Source organism: Actinomadura sp. K4S16 (genome assembly GCF_008327685.1).
Taxonomy (GTDB): domain Bacteria; phylum Actinomycetota; class Actinomycetes; order Streptosporangiales; family Streptosporangiaceae; genus Spirillospora.
The window spans coordinates 200,316-215,649 of record NZ_BDDE01000013.1; the positions used below are offsets into that span (position 1 = coordinate 200,316).

At 69.4% G+C, this 15,334-nt stretch carries 13 protein-coding genes and 1 riboswitch; of the genes, 4 read left to right on the forward strand and 9 right to left on the reverse strand.

What is annotated here, in order from left to right; translation table 11 throughout:
- Window positions 1-88: 88 nt before the first annotated feature.
- A complete protein-coding gene (gene disA, locus K4S16_RS16085; protein WP_149259756.1) occupies window positions 89-1,171 on the forward strand; it encodes a DNA integrity scanning diadenylate cyclase DisA in 1,083 nt (360 codons plus the stop codon).
- Window positions 1,172-1,440: 269 nt separating this feature from the next.
- Here the strand turns inward: disA and K4S16_RS16090 are convergent, their stop codons facing one another.
- Window positions 1,441-2,064, reverse strand: a complete 624-nt coding sequence (locus K4S16_RS16090; RefSeq protein ID WP_235036841.1) for a hypothetical protein — start codon at window positions 2,062-2,064, stop codon at window positions 1,441-1,443.
- A gap of 69 nt (window positions 2,065-2,133) precedes the next feature.
- On the opposite strand from K4S16_RS16090, the gene K4S16_RS16095 reads away from it, so the two are divergent.
- Window positions 2,134-3,012: an A/G-specific adenine glycosylase gene (locus K4S16_RS16095; protein WP_149259758.1), complete on the forward strand. Its 879-nt coding sequence runs from the start codon at window positions 2,134-2,136 to the stop codon at window positions 3,010-3,012.
- Between the two features lie 406 nt (window positions 3,013-3,418).
- On the opposite strand, the gene K4S16_RS16100 is transcribed toward K4S16_RS16095, so the two are convergent.
- On the reverse strand, window positions 3,419-4,492 hold the full coding sequence (locus tag K4S16_RS16100; RefSeq protein WP_200841910.1) for an NADAR family protein: 1,074 nt from the start codon (window positions 4,490-4,492) through the stop codon (window positions 3,419-3,421).
- 288 nt (window positions 4,493-4,780) lie between these two features.
- Here K4S16_RS16100 and add point away from each other — a divergent pair, with 288 nt between their 5' ends.
- Window positions 4,781-5,767, forward strand: a complete 987-nt coding sequence (gene add / locus K4S16_RS16105) for an adenosine deaminase (protein WP_149259760.1) — start codon at window positions 4,781-4,783, stop codon at window positions 5,765-5,767.
- A 243-nt stretch (window positions 5,768-6,010) separates the two neighbouring features.
- On the opposite strand, the gene K4S16_RS16110 is transcribed toward add, so the two are convergent.
- The 6 genes from K4S16_RS16110 to K4S16_RS16135 form a co-directional block, all read right to left on the reverse strand.
- Window positions 6,011-6,400, reverse strand: a complete 390-nt coding sequence (locus K4S16_RS16110) for a VOC family protein (protein WP_149259761.1) — start codon at window positions 6,398-6,400, stop codon at window positions 6,011-6,013.
- 426 nt (window positions 6,401-6,826) lie between these two features.
- The gene (locus K4S16_RS16115; protein ID WP_149259762.1) at window positions 6,827-9,361 is read right to left on the reverse strand and encodes an ATP-dependent Clp protease ATP-binding subunit; all 2,535 of its coding nucleotides are present in this window, start codon (window positions 9,359-9,361) and stop codon (window positions 6,827-6,829) included.
- Window positions 9,362-9,777: 416 nt separating this feature from the next.
- Window positions 9,778-10,101 (reverse strand): Lsr2 family protein, encoded by a 324-nt coding sequence (locus K4S16_RS16120; protein WP_089316904.1) that lies wholly within the window; start codon window positions 10,099-10,101, stop codon window positions 9,778-9,780.
- 977 nt (window positions 10,102-11,078) lie between these two features.
- Window positions 11,079-11,702, reverse strand: coding sequence for an RDD family protein (locus K4S16_RS45770; protein WP_235036842.1), 624 nt, complete (start codon window positions 11,700-11,702; stop codon window positions 11,079-11,081).
- Between the two features lie 7 nt (window positions 11,703-11,709).
- Window positions 11,710-12,534, reverse strand: a complete 825-nt coding sequence (locus tag K4S16_RS16130; RefSeq protein WP_149259763.1) for an RDD family protein — start codon at window positions 12,532-12,534, stop codon at window positions 11,710-11,712.
- 5 nt (window positions 12,535-12,539) lie between these two features.
- The gene (locus K4S16_RS16135) at window positions 12,540-13,061 is read right to left on the reverse strand and encodes an amino-acid N-acetyltransferase (protein WP_375708332.1); all 522 of its coding nucleotides are present in this window, start codon (window positions 13,059-13,061) and stop codon (window positions 12,540-12,542) included.
- 167 nt (window positions 13,062-13,228) lie between these two features.
- Window positions 13,229-13,432: riboswitch (cyclic di-AMP (ydaO/yuaA leader) on the forward strand.
- Between the two features lie 3 nt (window positions 13,433-13,435).
- On the opposite strand from K4S16_RS16135, the gene K4S16_RS16140 reads away from it, so the two are divergent.
- Window positions 13,436-14,431 (forward strand): NlpC/P60 family protein, encoded by a 996-nt coding sequence (locus K4S16_RS16140; protein WP_149259765.1) that lies wholly within the window; start codon window positions 13,436-13,438, stop codon window positions 14,429-14,431.
- A 307-nt stretch (window positions 14,432-14,738) separates the two neighbouring features.
- Here K4S16_RS16140 and K4S16_RS16145 read toward each other — a convergent pair whose 3' ends face one another.
- Window positions 14,739-14,972 carry a LuxR C-terminal-related transcriptional regulator gene (locus tag K4S16_RS16145; protein ID WP_141580236.1) on the reverse strand — a complete coding sequence of 78 codons (234 nt, stop codon included), beginning with the start codon at window positions 14,970-14,972 and terminating at the stop codon, window positions 14,739-14,741.
- Between the last annotated feature and the right edge of the window lie 362 nt (window positions 14,973-15,334).

Consider the following 15,334-nt stretch of genomic DNA (forward strand, 5'->3'; position numbering starts at 1 on the left):
ACACAACGCACGCTTGCGACCTGGGGAGGAACCAGCGCGCGGCCCGCCTCGGTAAACTGGCGCCCGTCCAGCGACCTCCGGGGGTCAGGTGCCAGTACACGACAAGAGTCACGACGAACGACGCCGCGCCACCTTGGCCGCGGTGGCTCCGGGCACCCAGATCCGCGACGGGCTGGAGCGCATCCTGCGGGGCCACACCGGCGCGCTGATCGTGCTCGGCTACGACAAGCCCGTCGAGGACCTGTGCTCGGGCGGCTTCGAGCTCGACGTCGAGTTCTCCGCCACCCGGCTGCGCGAGCTCGCCAAGATGGACGGCGCGATCGTCCTCGACGACAGCCACACCCGCATCGTCCGCGCCGCCGTCCACCTCGTGCCGGACTCCACCCTCCCCACCGAGGAGTCGGGGACCCGCCACCGCACCGCCGAGCGCGTCGCCCGCCAGACCGGCCTGCCGGTCATCTCGGTGAGCCAGTCGATGCACATCATCGCGCTCTACCTCGACGGCATCCGCTACGTCCTGGAAGACTCCGCGGCCATCCTCTCCAAGGCCAACCAGGCCCTGGCGACGCTCGAACGCTACAAGCTGCGCCTCGACGAGGTGTCCGGCACGCTGTCGGCACTGGAGATCGAGGACCTCGTCACCGTCCGGGACGTCAGCGCCGTCGTCCAGCGCCTGGAGATGGTGCGCCGCATCGCCGACGAGATCGAGGGCTACGTCGTCGAGCTCGGCACCGACGGCCGGCTGCTGTCCCTCCAGCTCGACGAGCTGGTCTCCGGGGTCGACGTCGACCGGCAGCTGATCGTCCGCGACTACCCGTCCGCCGACACCCGCACCCGCGGCGTCGACGCCATCCTGTCCTCCCTTGACACCCTCTCGGCCAACGAACTGCTCGACCTGTCCACGGTCGCCGAGGTGATGGGCTTCGCCGGCCCCGACGCCCTCGACCTGCCCGTGAGCCCCAAGGGCTTCCGGCTGCTCGCCAAGGTGCCCCGCCTGCCGAGCACGGTCGTCGAGCGCCTCGTCGAGCACTTCGGCGGCCTGCAGAAACTCCTCGCCGCCAGCATCGACGATCTCCAGGCCGTCGGCGGCGTGGGCGAGTCCCGCGCCCGGAGCGTCCGCGAGGGCCTGTCCCGCCTGGCCGAATCCTCCATCCTGGAACGCTACGTCTGACCCCGGCCCCCAGGCCACCCACCCGAACCGCCCCCAAGGGCCCGCCCCACCACCCGGATATCCCACACCCGAACGCCTCGCCCAACCCAGGCACCGGAACCGGCGAACACGCCCCCGGAGCGCCCGCGAGGCCTGTTCCGCTAGCTCGAATCCTCCATCCTGGGACCCTTTCATCCAGGGTGAGCTGGACGCATCCAGGGTGAGCTGGACGCAGTCGGGTCTCCGGTAGATGGGTCTCGTCACGAAGGAACCCAGCTACAGGAGTTGCGTCAGCGGAGGGTGAAGACCAGTTTTCTGGCCGTCGCGCCTTTCAGGGTGGCCACGTAGGTGCCGGGGCGAGCGCGCACATTGCCCTCGCAGTCGCGCCGGCGGTTCCAGGCGACCTCGTCCACATAGGGGATGCCGCGCTGGAGCGTCGCCTTGGGCTCGCCCTCCTTGCGGCACTTGGCCGACGACCAGATCCGGTCCGCGCCGGAGGTGATGCGGACGTCCAGCGAGGCCCGGTCGAACACGCAGGAGCCCTCTCCCGTGCTGACGACCGTGACGCGGAACTCCGGCCGTTCGGTCCCCGCGTAGACGTTCTTCGCGGCGGACATGTTGACGACGAGCTCATCGTGGTCACAGGGGCCGCCGTCGGCCTGCCCCGCCCCGGGCGTGGTCGTCGTGGTGACGGTCACCGTGGGCATGGCGCTCGGCGGCGGCGGAGGGCCCGCGCCGTCGACCGCGCTCGCGTCGCGGACCCGCTCGTCCTCCCCGGCGCCGCCGGTGCCGCCTCCGCACGCCCAGGCCAGGAGGCCGACGGCGCCGAGGACGCCGGCCAGGGCCAGCGCGCGCCGCTTCCAGTACCGGTCGAGCCCGATACCATTTCCATCACTTTCAGTGTTCGCCCCCATGCGGGCAGTATGCATTCGCCGAAGCGGAAAGAGCGGACGACCCGCCGCGTGCCACAATGGCGACGCGCCATGAACACCGACTCCGCCTACACCGCCCCGATCCTCGACTGGTACGACGCGAACGCCCGGGACCTGCCGTGGCGGGCGCCGGACGCGACCCCCTGGGGCGTCCTCGTCAGCGAGATCATGCTCCAGCAGACGCCGGTCTCCCGCGTCCTGCCCGTCTGGGACGCGTGGATGACGCGCTGGCCGACCCCCGCCGCGCTCGCCGCCGAACCGTCCGGCGAGGCCGTCCGCGCGTGGGGACGGCTCGGCTACCCGCGCCGCGCGCTGCGCCTCCACGAGACCGCTCGCGCGATCACCGAACGGCACGGCGGCGATGTCCCCTCCTCGCACGCGGACCTGCTGGCGCTCCCCGGCATCGGCGCCTACACGGCCGCGGCGGTCGCCAGCTTCGCGTTCCGGCAGCGGCACGCCGTCCTCGACACCAACGTCCGGCGCGTCCTGGCCCGGCTGCTCACCGGCGTCGAGTACCCGCCGAAGACGCAGACCAGGGCCGAGGTCAGGCTCGCGGAGAGCCTCCTGCCGCTCGACCCGCCGACCGCCGCCCGCTGGGCCGTCGCCGTCATGGAACTGGGCGCGCTGGTCTGCACAGCCCGCTCGCCCCGCTGCGTCGACTGCCCGGTCATCGACAGGTGCGCATGGCAGTCGAACGGCCGCCCCGCCTACGACGGGCCGCCCCGCCGGGGCCAGACGTACGCCGGCACCGACCGGCAGTGCCGGGGCCGCCTCCTAGCCGTCCTCCGGGACGCCGAAGAACCGGTCGCGAAACCGGCCCTCGACATCGTCTGGTCAGACCCCGTCCAACGCGAACGCGCCCTCGACGCCCTCATAGCCGACGGCCTAGTAGACCCCCTAGAAGACGGCCGCTACGCCCTACCCAGCTGACCCGGGCACCACCCCACCCCGACTTGCGCCCCACCCCCACTGAACGCCCACCCACCACCCCTCAGCCCCCAAGACGGCAAAGCAGATCACCCCGCCCACCTCCGCACGGCCGCACCAAACGGCGCCAGCCCTGCCCCCGAAAAGCCGAAGGTCAAACGAACCCGCCCACTACCGCGCCGGCGAACCGCTCCCGCTGCGCATGTCATGCCTGCCTACCTCGGCGGGGGGCGTGAGAACGTCGCTCGGCCCTGCTTTGGGAACTGCCCTGGGAGGACGTGCTGTTCGGGCTGGGCTCGCTGGTCTGCGGGGGCGCACTACCCCCGGCGAGGTCGCGCAGGGGGCGGTGCAGTTGTTCGGCGGCGACGGCTGCATTAGCGAGTGTCACGGGGATCGGAATTCGGCGTCTTCAGGGAAGTGGGACGCCGGCTCTCTCGGCGTTGATTTCGGAGCGGACCAGTTCCAGAAGTCGTCCCACCCAGTTGCGGCCTTCGGCTCCGCGTGCGATCCAGTGGTCGGATCCGCTTCCGCTGTAGGCGATCGGCGCGTCGGCCGTGCCGAGCAGGATCTCCGCCAATTTCGGATGCTGCGCGTATTTGGCGCGAAGGAGCCCGCTCATCACTGCCGTCCTGACGTCCGGCCACTCCTGACGGCGGGGTGCCTCGGCCGCGATCTCCTGGGCGTGGTAGGGGCGTTCAGCTGCGCGGATCCGCTCGCGGGCGTCGGGATCCTCGGTGGACAGGGCCCAGTAGGCGTGCGTGACCGTCGGATAGACGACATCGCCGACCTCGATGGGGGCCGGGTAGTCGTTCTGCAGGGCGTCGATTCCCGGATCCGTCGGCCACCCCTTCGGAAACACGCGGCCGCCGAAGTGAATCGTCGCGGACACAGGTTCGGGTGAATCGTCGGCCGGGCGTTTCGCCGCGAACTCAGTGCGATCACGCTCCTCCTCGGCGAAGTAGTCGAACGCCCATTCCCGCATGGCTTCGGTGACCACGTCGTCCTCGAACCAGCCGCCTATCGGACGCTCGCCGATATCGGTGCAGAGGAAGACCAGCGGCCGGTCCTTGCTGTCCATGTCGCCGAGCGCGTAATGGCGTTTGTGCCCGGGGATCGCCAGGTACGCCTCGCGCAGCGCCAGCCGGTCGGCCTCGTCCCTGGACTCCAGATACCGGTCCAGCGCGGCCAGGCAGCGGCCGGTGGAGTCCTGGCGACCGTTGAGCCGCTCGATGTCGTCGGCCACCTCCCCCAGCAGCATCTCCGCGGTGAGGCCGAACACCGGATCGGCGGCCTTCCACCCGCCCAGCTCGAAGGCGCTGATCTCGCCGCCCTCGGGCACCTCTGTGACCACCCAGCCGCATTCGAGCTTCTTCCGCAGGCCCTCAAGGTCGACCCACTCCCAGCAGTCGATCAAGCCGTCGGCGAAGATCCGAAGGTCCGTGAGGTGGTACGTGAAGTTGCGGATGAAGACGGGCCTCGCCACTCCCTCGATGCGCCGGCCGTCCTCGACGCGATAGATCCGTTGCACGGGGACTCCTCATTCCTCGTCCAGCGGCGCAGGGCGCAGCCGCTCAACCGTCACCTTCGCCACCAGTTGGATGTTGACGAGGACAGCCGTCACCGCCACCTCGCGCAGCCCCTCGTCAGCTCATCGGGGACACGACACCCACGTCCCGGACATGCGCATCCGGCCGAATCATGGTCGGGCCTCCCCCGGGAGTCAACGAATATTCGCTCGTCAGCCCCGGCCACCGGCTCGTACCGTACGCACGTGCGCGATCTGCTGAGCCTGCCCAAAGCCCACCTGCACGTTCATCTTGAGAGCACCGTCCGCCATGCCACTCTCCGCGAGATCGGCGCAGCGAACGGCGTGCGGGTCCCGGACGATGTCGGCACGTTCAGTGACTTCGCCTCCTTCTTCGCGCAGAACGAACTCGTCCGCGCCTGCCTGCAGCGGGCCGACGACTTCCGCCGCGTCGCCTACGAGTTCTGCGAGGACGAGTCGGCCCAAGGCGTCCGGTACGCCGAGGTCTCGTTCACGGCCGCCGCGCATGGCGAGCGCCTCGGAGACCTCGGCATGCCCTTGGCGGCCGTCCTGGAGGGCCTGGAAGCGGGCCAGGAAGCCTTCGGGATCGAGTGCCGCCTGATCCTCGACCACTCCCGCCGCCGCTCCGTAGAGCGCGCCTGGCGGACCCTGGAGCTGGCCCGCCGGCACGACCGCGTGGTCGCCGTGGGCCTCGCGGGTGACGAGGCGCACCCCGGCGCCCCCTTCACCGAGGTCTTCGCCGCCGCCCACGACGCCGGGCTCCACGTCGTCCACCACGCGGGCGAGGGCGAGGGACCCGCCAGCATCCGTCAGGCCCTCGGCCCCGGTCGCACCGAACGCCTGGGCCATGGCATCCGGATCCTGGACGACCCGGACCTGGTCGCCGAGGTCCGCGAACGCGGCATCGCCCTGGAAGTCTGCCCGTCCTCGAACGTCGCCCTGGGCTTCGTTCCGTCCCTGGACGCGCACCCCCTCCCCCGCCTCCGCGACGCGGGTCTGCTGGTGACCCTCAACACCGACATCCCCGCCCTGATCGACACCCCTCTCGCCACCGAGTACGCCCACGTCCGCACCGCCTTCGGCTACGACGACCCGGCCCTGGCCGAACTGGCCCGCGCGGGCGTGACCGCCTCCTTCGCCCCGCCCCGCACGAAAGAGACCCTCCACGAAGCCATCACGGCCTGGCTCACGGAACCGCCCGCCTCTCTTTAACCCACCTTCGGTCTGCGCGCCCCGAGCCCGACCACTCCGAGCAGGCCCGCCCCAGAGAGCCGGAGCGGGGCCAGAGCCCAGCCACCCTGAACAGGACCGCCCCAGAGGGCCAGAGCGGGGCCAGACCCCAACCACCCTGAACAGGACCAGCAGGATCCGACGAGCAAGACCCGCTCCCCCGTGGCTCTGTTCCAAGGATCCGTGACGGCGGCGGCCACCGGAGACCGAACAGCGTTCTGTGGATTACTCGACCGGCGCCTCGGGCTCCCGGATGAAGAGGCAGAACGGGCGCCCTACAGGGTCCAAGCAGACCCGGACGTCATCATCCGGCTGGAACTCGGCCAGGACGGCCCCCACGGCTTCCGCGTGCTTCAACGCGGCATCCAGGTCCTCCACCTCGAAGTCCAGGTGGACCATCTGCAGTTGGGCGCCTTCAGCGGCGGGCCAGGTAGGGGCCTTGTAGCGCGGTTCCGTCTGGAACGACAGGCCGGTGCCGCCACCCGGCGGACGCAGCTTCACCCAGTCGGGCTCGTCCTGCACGACCGTCCAACCGAGAAGCCGCCGATAGAAGTCCGCCAGCGCGTGCGGGTCGGGGGCATCGAGGACGGGGGCGGACAGGATCAGACGGCTCATCACCACTCCCGGGGCAGTTGATCATGTGAGGGCATACTGCCCGCGAGGAGCCCGTACATGCGCAGAGCCCGGACATGCGATGGCCTCTTGCGCCCACCTCAGCCACCGCCGCAACCACGCAACAGCCTCAAGGCTCGCGATCGCGTCCGAAGGCAGATTCGAGCGAAGCCAGAATCTGATCGCGAAGCGAGCCGCAAGGCGAGCCGGAGCGATGCCAGCGATCGCCCGCAGTGCCCGACGATGGAGGGCCGTCAGGGCCCGAAGGAGGAGGGCACTGCCAATGAACACAGCGAGACGGAGCGATGCCAGCGATCGCCCGCTTTTCTCGACGATGGAGGGCCGCCAGGCCCGAAGGAGGAGAGAAAAGCCTATGAACACAGCACAAAGCCCGCACCGGAAGCCGGTGCGGGCCCTTGCGTGCGGACGTCAGTCCTTGTTGAAGTTGACCGCGCCCTCGATGGGGGGCGGGCTGTCCGGGACGGTGGACGGCTTCGGCACGCCCTTGAACGTGAACTTGGCGTTCTCGGCCGAGTCCTTGTTCTCGGGGTCGAAGCCCTCCGTGCCGACGATCACGATCTGGCCGGGCTTGAGCTCGTTGTACAGGATCTTCTCGGACAGGTTGTCCTCGATCTCCCGCTGGATCGTGCGGCGCAGCGGCCGGGCGCCGAGCACCGGGTCGTAGCCGCGGATCGCGAGCAGGTCCTTGGCCTCCTGGCGGAGCTCGATCCCCATGTCGCGGTCGTGGAGCCGCTGGTCCACCTTGGCGATCATCAGGTCGACGATCTGGATGATCTCCTTCGGCGTGAGCTGGTGGAAGACCACCGTGTCGTCGACGCGGTTGAGGAACTCGGGCCGGAAGTGCTGCTTGAGCTCCTCCGAGACCTTCGCCTTCATCCGCTCGTACGAGCCCTGCTCGTCGTTCTGCCGGGCGAAGCCCATGGAGACGCCCTTGGAGATGTCCTTGGACCCCAGGTTCGTCGTCATGATGATGACGGTGTTCTTGAAGTCCACGACGCGGCCCTGCGCGTCGGTGAGGCGGCCGTCCTCCAGGATCTGGAGCAGCGAGTTGAAGATGTCCTGGTGGGCCTTCTCGATCTCGTCGAACAGGACCACCGAGAACGGCTTGCGGCGCACCTTCTCGGTGAGCTGGCCGCCCTCCTCGTACCCGACGTAGCCGGGCGGGGAGCCGAACAGCCGCGAGACGGTGTGCTTCTCCATGAACTCGGACATGTCGAGCTGGATCAGCGCGTCCTCGTCGCCGAACAGGAACTCCGCGAGCGTCTTGGACAGCTCGGTCTTACCGACACCGGACGGGCCGGCGAAGATGAACGAGCCGCCGGGACGCTTCGGGTCCTTCAGACCGGCGCGGGTACGCCGGATCGACTGCGAGAGCGCCTTGATGGCGTCCTCCTGGCCGATGACGCGCTTGTGGAGCTCGTCCTCCATGCGCAGCAGGCGGGTCGACTCCTCCTCGGTCAGCTTGAAGACCGGGATGCCGGTGGCGGTGGCGAGGACCTCGGCGATCAGCTCGTCGGTGACCTCGGCGACGACGTCCATGTCGCCGGCCTTCCACTCCTTCTCCCGCTGCGCCTTCTGGCCGAGCAGCTGCTTCTCGGAGTCGCGCAGCGCCGCGGCCTTCTCGAAGTCCTGCGCGTCGATCGCGGACTCCTTGTCGCGCCGGACGTCGGCGATCTTCTCGTCGTACTCGCGCAGGTCCGGCGGCGCGGTCATGCGGCGGATGCGCATCCGCGAGCCGGCCTCGTCGATCAGGTCGATCGCCTTGTCGGGCAGGAACCGGTCGCTGATGTAGCGGTCGGCGAGCTGCGCGGCGGCGACCAGCGCGCTGTCGGTGATCGACACGCGGTGGTGCGCCTCGTAGCGGTCCCGCAGGCCCTTGAGGATCTCGATCGTGTGGGACAGCGACGGCTCGGCGACCTGGATCGGCTGGAAGCGGCGCTCGAGCGCGGCGTCCTTCTCCAGGTGCTTGCGGTACTCGTCCAACGTGGTGGCGCCGATGGTCTGCAGCTCACCGCGCGCCAGCATCGGCTTGAGGATCGAGGCGGCGTCGATCGCGCCCTCGGCGGCGCCCGCACCGACCAGCGTGTGCAGCTCGTCGATGAACAGGATGATGTCGCCGCGGGTGCGGATCTCCTTCAGCACCTTCTTCAGGCGCTCCTCGAAGTCGCCGCGGTACCGGGAGCCGGCCACCAGCGCGCCCAGGTCGAGGGTGTAGAGCTGCTTGTCCTTGAGCGTCTCGGGCACCTCGCCCTTGACGATCTTCTGCGCAAGGCCCTCGACGACGGCGGTCTTGCCGACGCCGGGCTCGCCCACCAGGACGGGGTTGTTCTTGGTGCGGCGGGACAGCACCTGCATGACCCGCTCGATCTCCTTGTCCCGGCCGATGACCGGGTCGAGCTTGCCCTCGCGCGCCGCCTGCGTCAGGTTGCGGCCGAACTGGTCGAGCACGAGGGACGTGGAGGGAGCCGACTCCGAGGGACCGCCAGAGGCGGCCGGCTCCTTGCCCTGGTAGCCGTGCAGCAACTGGATGACCTGCTGGCGGACCCGGTTCAGGTCGGCGCCGAGCTTCACCAGCACCTGGGCCGCGACGCCCTCGCCCTCACGGATCAGACCCAGCAGGATGTGCTCGGTGCCGATGTAGTTGTGGCCGAGCTGCAACGCCTCGCGCAGCGACAGCTCAAGGACCTTCTTGGCACGCGGAGTGAACGGGATGTGGCCCGACGGCGCCTGCTGGCCCTGGCCGATGATCTCTTCAACCTGCTGACGCACGGCCTCAAGACTGATCCCCAGGCTCTCCAGAGCCTTGGCGGCCACGCCCTCGCCCTCGTGGATCAGACCCAGGAGGATGTGCTCGGTGCCGATGTAGTTGTGGTTGAGCATCCTGGCCTCTTCCTGAGCCAGGACGACAACCCGCCGCGCGCGGTCGGTGAACCTCTCGAACATCTCGTCGCTCCTCACAGAGCGGTTGGGCAGAGTCCGGAACGTCCGGAACTGTCCTTCCGCATGCTAGCCCGCCCCGAGGAGGCCGCCCGGTGCACTCCCACCAGGAGACGTTCCCCAGCTATGCGCTGTTCAGTCTCATCCAACTACCGCATCGGTGCGTCATGTTCCCGCTACGCCCCAAGCGAACGGGGGACTTTTCGCAGGTCGGTCAAGGCGCGGGCCGAGAGTGCCGAATGGGGGTGGAGTTTCCACCCGCGCGCCCTGTGTACCTCACGGCGGACTCGGCGAACCGCGCGGACGCTACGCCACAAGCGAACGGCTCACCGGGAGAACGGCCGCCCCGCCGACGAAGCGCCCCGCTAACGGCGAACGGCCCGCCCCGCGAACGGAGACGGGCCGCCGGTGGTCCGGGCGGATCAGTTGGCCGCCTCGTACTGCTCGATCACGTGAGCCGGGATGCGGCCGCGCTCATTGACCTTGATGCCGTTGTTCTTGGCCCAGGCGCGGATCTCGGCACTGCGTTCGCGGCTGGAAGCGCCGCGCTGCCGGCGGCGGCGGTTGACCGTGCCCGCCTTACGGGACTTCTCGACGAACGGCTGCAGCGATTCCCGCAGCTTCGTCGCGTTGGCGCCACTGAGGTCGATCTCGTAGGAGGCGCCGTCGATCGAGAACGCTACGGTCTCGTCCGCCTCGCCACCGTCGAGGTCGTCGACGAGAAGCACCTGAACCTTCTGTGCCATGGGGACAGACCTTTCGGCTTGAGCAAACTCTAATCGAGTGCCAAAGATATACCTAGAACTTCGCAGATGACAATTCCGGCGTCCACCATGAACCGGCAGTCGAGGGAAACCGCCTTCCGCCCGTGACCGGCTGTAATCGGCCTCGTCGTTTCGGGTGCGCACAGACCTCGGATGACGCCCGGACCCGGCCCGGGCGCCATGAATTCCCCAACCCGCGGCGACCCGCCCGGGTTTTCAACCGTGACCGGCGTCACTGCGTACCGCGCTGACCTGCGCAGGAGTGCGCGCATTGGGCCGGGTTTGCGGACGGCGCCGCCCCGGCCGCGATTAACCTCCCGTATCGGGCACTAACCGCCTGCCCGCGCGGTAATGCGCAGGTGACCGCAGTGCCTGATCAACCCCGTACCGGTGGACGTGGACGAATAACGCCCGAGGGCCCGGCCCCGAAATCTGTTGCCGCGGCAGGACGGGCGCGGTCCTCGCCCTGCTCGCGCCGCGGAAGCGGGGTGCCGACCGGTGTCGCGAAATCAGGAGATCGGGACACAATCCCACCGTCTGCCCCAGTTCTTCAACCCGGCCCCGGAGACCGGCGGAGCCACGCCTCAGGCCCGGCTTCCACCGCGCGGGGCATGCCGTGCGAAAGGTCCGTTCCAAGGGCGAGGGCATGCCATCCGGAGTAAGTCCAGGCCCGCTATCAAGCGGTCGCGTTCTGGCCGCGGCAACGGCATCGGAGGGAACTCTCAAAGCGGAGGCGACGTCCGGGACGAGACACATCCCGCCGGTTTCAAGACCGCAACCGGAAGGAACGGGCATATGCCGCCCACCCCTAGGGCGCCGGAATCAGCGAGCATCTCGGCGAAAGCATGTATAGCGCATGCGAGCGGAGTCGCGTGCGCGCCGGCGCGCACGCGACTCCGTGGTATCGGACGGGCGGTATTGGAACCCCGCGAGCACCGCCCGGCACCCGGGAGATGCCCTCAGAAGGCCGAGGATTCGGGCCGGGGGCGCTTTACCACGAGCGTCCCGGCGACCCTGTCGTGAACGGCCTGGCGGCTCGTGCCCTCGAACACGGCCCCCGCGTTCACGACCCAGAAGATGCTCGCGAGCAGACCGAGAACGGGAATCGGGCGCAGCCCGATCGGCACCGAATAGACGGCGGCGCGCAGAACGCAGCGCAGGACGTCCGGACGCGCGTGCGCACCGGAGGACTCGGCCTCCCCCGGAGGCGCGCTCTCCTCGGGCTTGGGGGCCGTCACGGGCACGAATCCGGGCACGGAAACGGGTATGGCCGACGCGCCCCCGGGACCGGCGGCCCCGGCGGCCTCCCCGGCCCCCTGTGCCGCCGCTCCAGGGGCCTCCTGAGCGGTCGCCGCGACCACCTCGATGCCCGCGACGCGCTTGCCGAGCGTCCGGCCCCAGAGGGCGAGCTGGACCGCCTCGTAGAGCAGCATGCATCCGGCTACGGCTGTCGGAGCCACGACGTCCGCCGTGTGCCCGGACACGAGCTCGCGGACGACGAGAACGACGGGGATGCCGACGACGAGCGTGTCGACGACGCGCGCGAGGAGCCTCTGTCCGGGCTCGGCGAGCGGTGCCGCCATCGTGGCCTTAGCCCGCGTACTCGGAGTACTCGGAATCGTCATATCCGACCCGCTCGTCGATGACGAGCGTGCCGGCGAAGCGGTCATGCAGTGACTGGTGCAGGGGCTGGTCCCAGATCGCCCAGAGGTAGGCCATGAGCGCGCCCGCCCAGACAAGCACCATCCCGTACGCGGCGTAGTCCCACACCATCACCGCCAAGACGAGGAAGAAGAAGACGCCGAGCTGGTAGCCGACGTGGGTGATCCCCGCCCGCCAGACGGCCTGCGTCGTGGTGATCGGGCTGCCCGCAGGACGCGCCTGGACGACGCCAAGGCCGAGGACGCGCTTCCCCAGCGTGCGCCCCCACATGGACAACTGGACGGCCTCGTAGATGAACGGCAGCACGGACAGCACGCAGAAGAGGGTGAAGATGATGGGCCAGTTCCAGACGCCCCCCTCGTCCTCGGTCTTGCTGCCGGGCTTGCCCAGACCGAAGGCACCGATCGTCACCGGAAGGACGAGGGCGAACCCGAAGACCGCGACGAGCGCGTTGTCGATGATCCGGGCGCCCGCCCGACGGTGGATCGGCGCCAGCGCCAGATCACCGCCGTCGTCGTAGGAGCCGTGGTGGTCGTAGGAGCCGTGGTCGTCATAGGCGGGCTGCTGGTTCCACTGCTGCTGCGACTGCCACTGCTGCTGAGGCTGCTGGGGCTGCTGCTGCCACTGCTGCTGGGACGACGGCTGCTGCTGCGGCTGCTGCCACTGAGGACCTTGGTACTGGGGCGGCGGGCCGTACGAACCCTGCCCCTGCTGGGGCCGATAAGGCCGCCCGCTGTGGGGGGAATCGCTCATTTGAGTCAGTCCTCCAGGCGAAGCAACATCCGGGTGTTGCCCAACGTATTCGGCTTGACCCGGTCGAGGTCCAAGAACTCTGCCACGCCTTCGTCGTAGGAGCGGAGAAGTTCCTCGTACACCTCAGGCGCCACCGGAGTCCCCAGGATCTGCTGGAAGCCGTGGCGGGCGAAGAACTCCACCTCGAAGGTAAGGCAGAACACCCTCCGCACGCCGAGTTCCCGTGCGGTCTCCAGGAGGCGGGTCACGATCCGGTGCCCGATTCCCCGTCCCCCGCACTCCTTCTCGACCGCGACCGAGCGGACCTCCGCGAGGTCCTCCCACATGACGTGGAGGGCGCCGCACCCGACGACGCGCCCAGGCGTCCCGTGCTGGATGTCCTCGGCGACCCAGAACTCCTGGACGTCCTCGTACAGCTTGACTGTCGTCTTCTTCAGCAGGCGCCGCCCCGACCCGGCGTACAGATCGACGAGCCTGCGTATCTCCTGGACGTCGGCGGTGCGGGCACGCCGGATCACGACTTCCACAAACAGGCGAGATTATCGAACGCCGCCGCTCGCCAGGGGCACCCCTCCGCGCAGGCGGCCGAACGCGCCGCCACCGCGCCGCGCCACCTGCCAATTCGCATGTTCTGGTTGGCATCCCATGCGGGTTCCGTTAGTGTCCATCGCTGACGTCGGCCGACCGCAGGACGGAGGCCGAACCGCCGAGTCCCAAGGCCGCAACCAGCGTCCTGGGAGCCGGGGACCCACTTTCGGAGCGTTTCGGGGGATCGCCCTGACGACCAACCGTGAGGGGTGAATCCGCAGCCGCGAGCGATCGCTCGCGCGCGGCCGCGGACGGGCTGCTCCGGCCCCAACCCGTCAGCTAACCCGGTAGGCGGCTGAGGAGAGGAGTATTCGTGAAGCGATCGCGGCATGCTTCCCTTTCACGCTTCTACGGGCGCGCGGCCACGGCGGTCGGCGCGCTCATCGTCGTTTCGGCCGCTCCGTACGCGCTCGTCCCGCACACGCTCGCCGTCGCGCACGCCGACCCCGACCCCTCGGCCAAGGAGCTGAGGACGAAGGCCCTCAAGCTCGCCGACCAGCTGGAGCAGCTCACCGAGCAGTACAACGGGCTGAAGGTCAGGCTCGCGCAGTCGCAGCGCGCCGCCAAGGTGGCCACGGAGAACGCCAAGCGGCAGGAGAAGACGCTCGAGACGCTCCGCCAGAAGGTCGGATCCCTCGCGGCGACGAGCTATATGCAGGGCGGCTCCGACCCCACGGTCTCCTTCGTCGCCTCCCAGGACCCGCAGTCCATCCTCGACCAGGCCGCGACCCTGCACTACTTCGCCAAGCAGGACAGCACCCAGGTGCTCGGGCTCATGCAGGCCATGCAGTCCGCTCAGCGGGCCCGCAAGTCCGCCGAGTCCCGCGCAAAGCAGGTGAAGGACCTGAAGTCGCAGCTCGAGTCGCAGCGCACGAAGGTCACCGACGCCTACGAGAAGATCCGCGGCAAGCTCGTCGACAAGGACCCCACCCAGCTCGCCAAGCTCCCGGTCGTCGGCACCGGCAAGGCCGCGCAGGCGCTCCGGTACGCGATGAGCAAGATCGGCCGCCCGTACGTGTGGGGCGCCGCCGGGCCGAGCACCTTCGACTGCTCCGGCCTCACGATGTGGGCCTACAAGCAGGTCGGCATCAACCTGCCGCACTACACCGGCAGCCAGTGGAACGCGGGAACGCACGTGTCGCGCAGCGAGCTCCAGCCCGGCGACCTCGTGTTCTTCTACTCCGACCTGCACCACATGGGCATCTACGTCGGCGGCGGCAAGATGCTGCACGCCCCGCAGACCGGAGACGTCGTGAAGATCGCCTCCATGGACGGACGCCCCTTCGCCGGCGGAGTGCGGGTCGCCTGAGCGGCGGCCCGGCAGGCAACGCGTACGACGATCGATACCGCCGTGCCTCCGGACTCGTCGCGCCGACCGTGCCGGATGAGGACGGGCACGTCGATCCGGGCGGACGTGTCGGGCAGGGCGGTCCTGCCGGCCGTCGGGCCGGCTCAGGGGGCGTGCCCGGTTCGAACGCCGTCCGCGGCGGCGCCTTCTGCAGGGACCTACCTGCCAGGGCGCCGGCGCCGCCGCTGCGGGGTCGGACGGAATTCGAACGAGCCGCCATTTCTCCGGATGACGCCCGCCGTCCCCTGGCGAGCGTCGGGGGTGCAGGCTAGATGAGCTGCCTTCGGGCCGCCCACACCACGGCCTCGATAGGGGTGTTGACCTCCAGCCGGTCGCAGATCGTCCGCAGCCGGCGCCGCAAGGTCCGAGCGCTCAGTTCCAGCTTGCGCGCCGCCACATCGGCGGTGACACCGCTGGCGATCTGGGCGAGCAGTCGGATCTCCTCTTCGCTCAGCCCGAAATCGTCGGTGCCACGACGTGCGAGTGTGGCTGCTGTTTCCACTCCGTCCTCCCTCGTCCGTGGTGATGACCGCGGGGATGCAGCCGTCCGCTGCACAGGCACGGGTTGGCCTCGATCTGTACGCGCGTTGGGTTGCCGGGTCCGGACCCTTCCGGACTTAGATCATCGGGTTCCTTTGCTGTCTCACGCGCTTGGCCGGAGGTGGCCGCATGGCCGATTGCGGGGGTGTACGGGGGAACTCCGGGTGACGATTCACTCGTTGCCCTGCCGAGGGAGACGGGATGAGATCGCCAGCCATCCGCACCCGCCCCTCCCGCCGAACTCACCGGTCCTCGCAAGTGAACGAAGATCGTGAATCGTTTCAAGCTACGCTTCGGCTCGGAACGCTAGGCGGCCGGATCCGG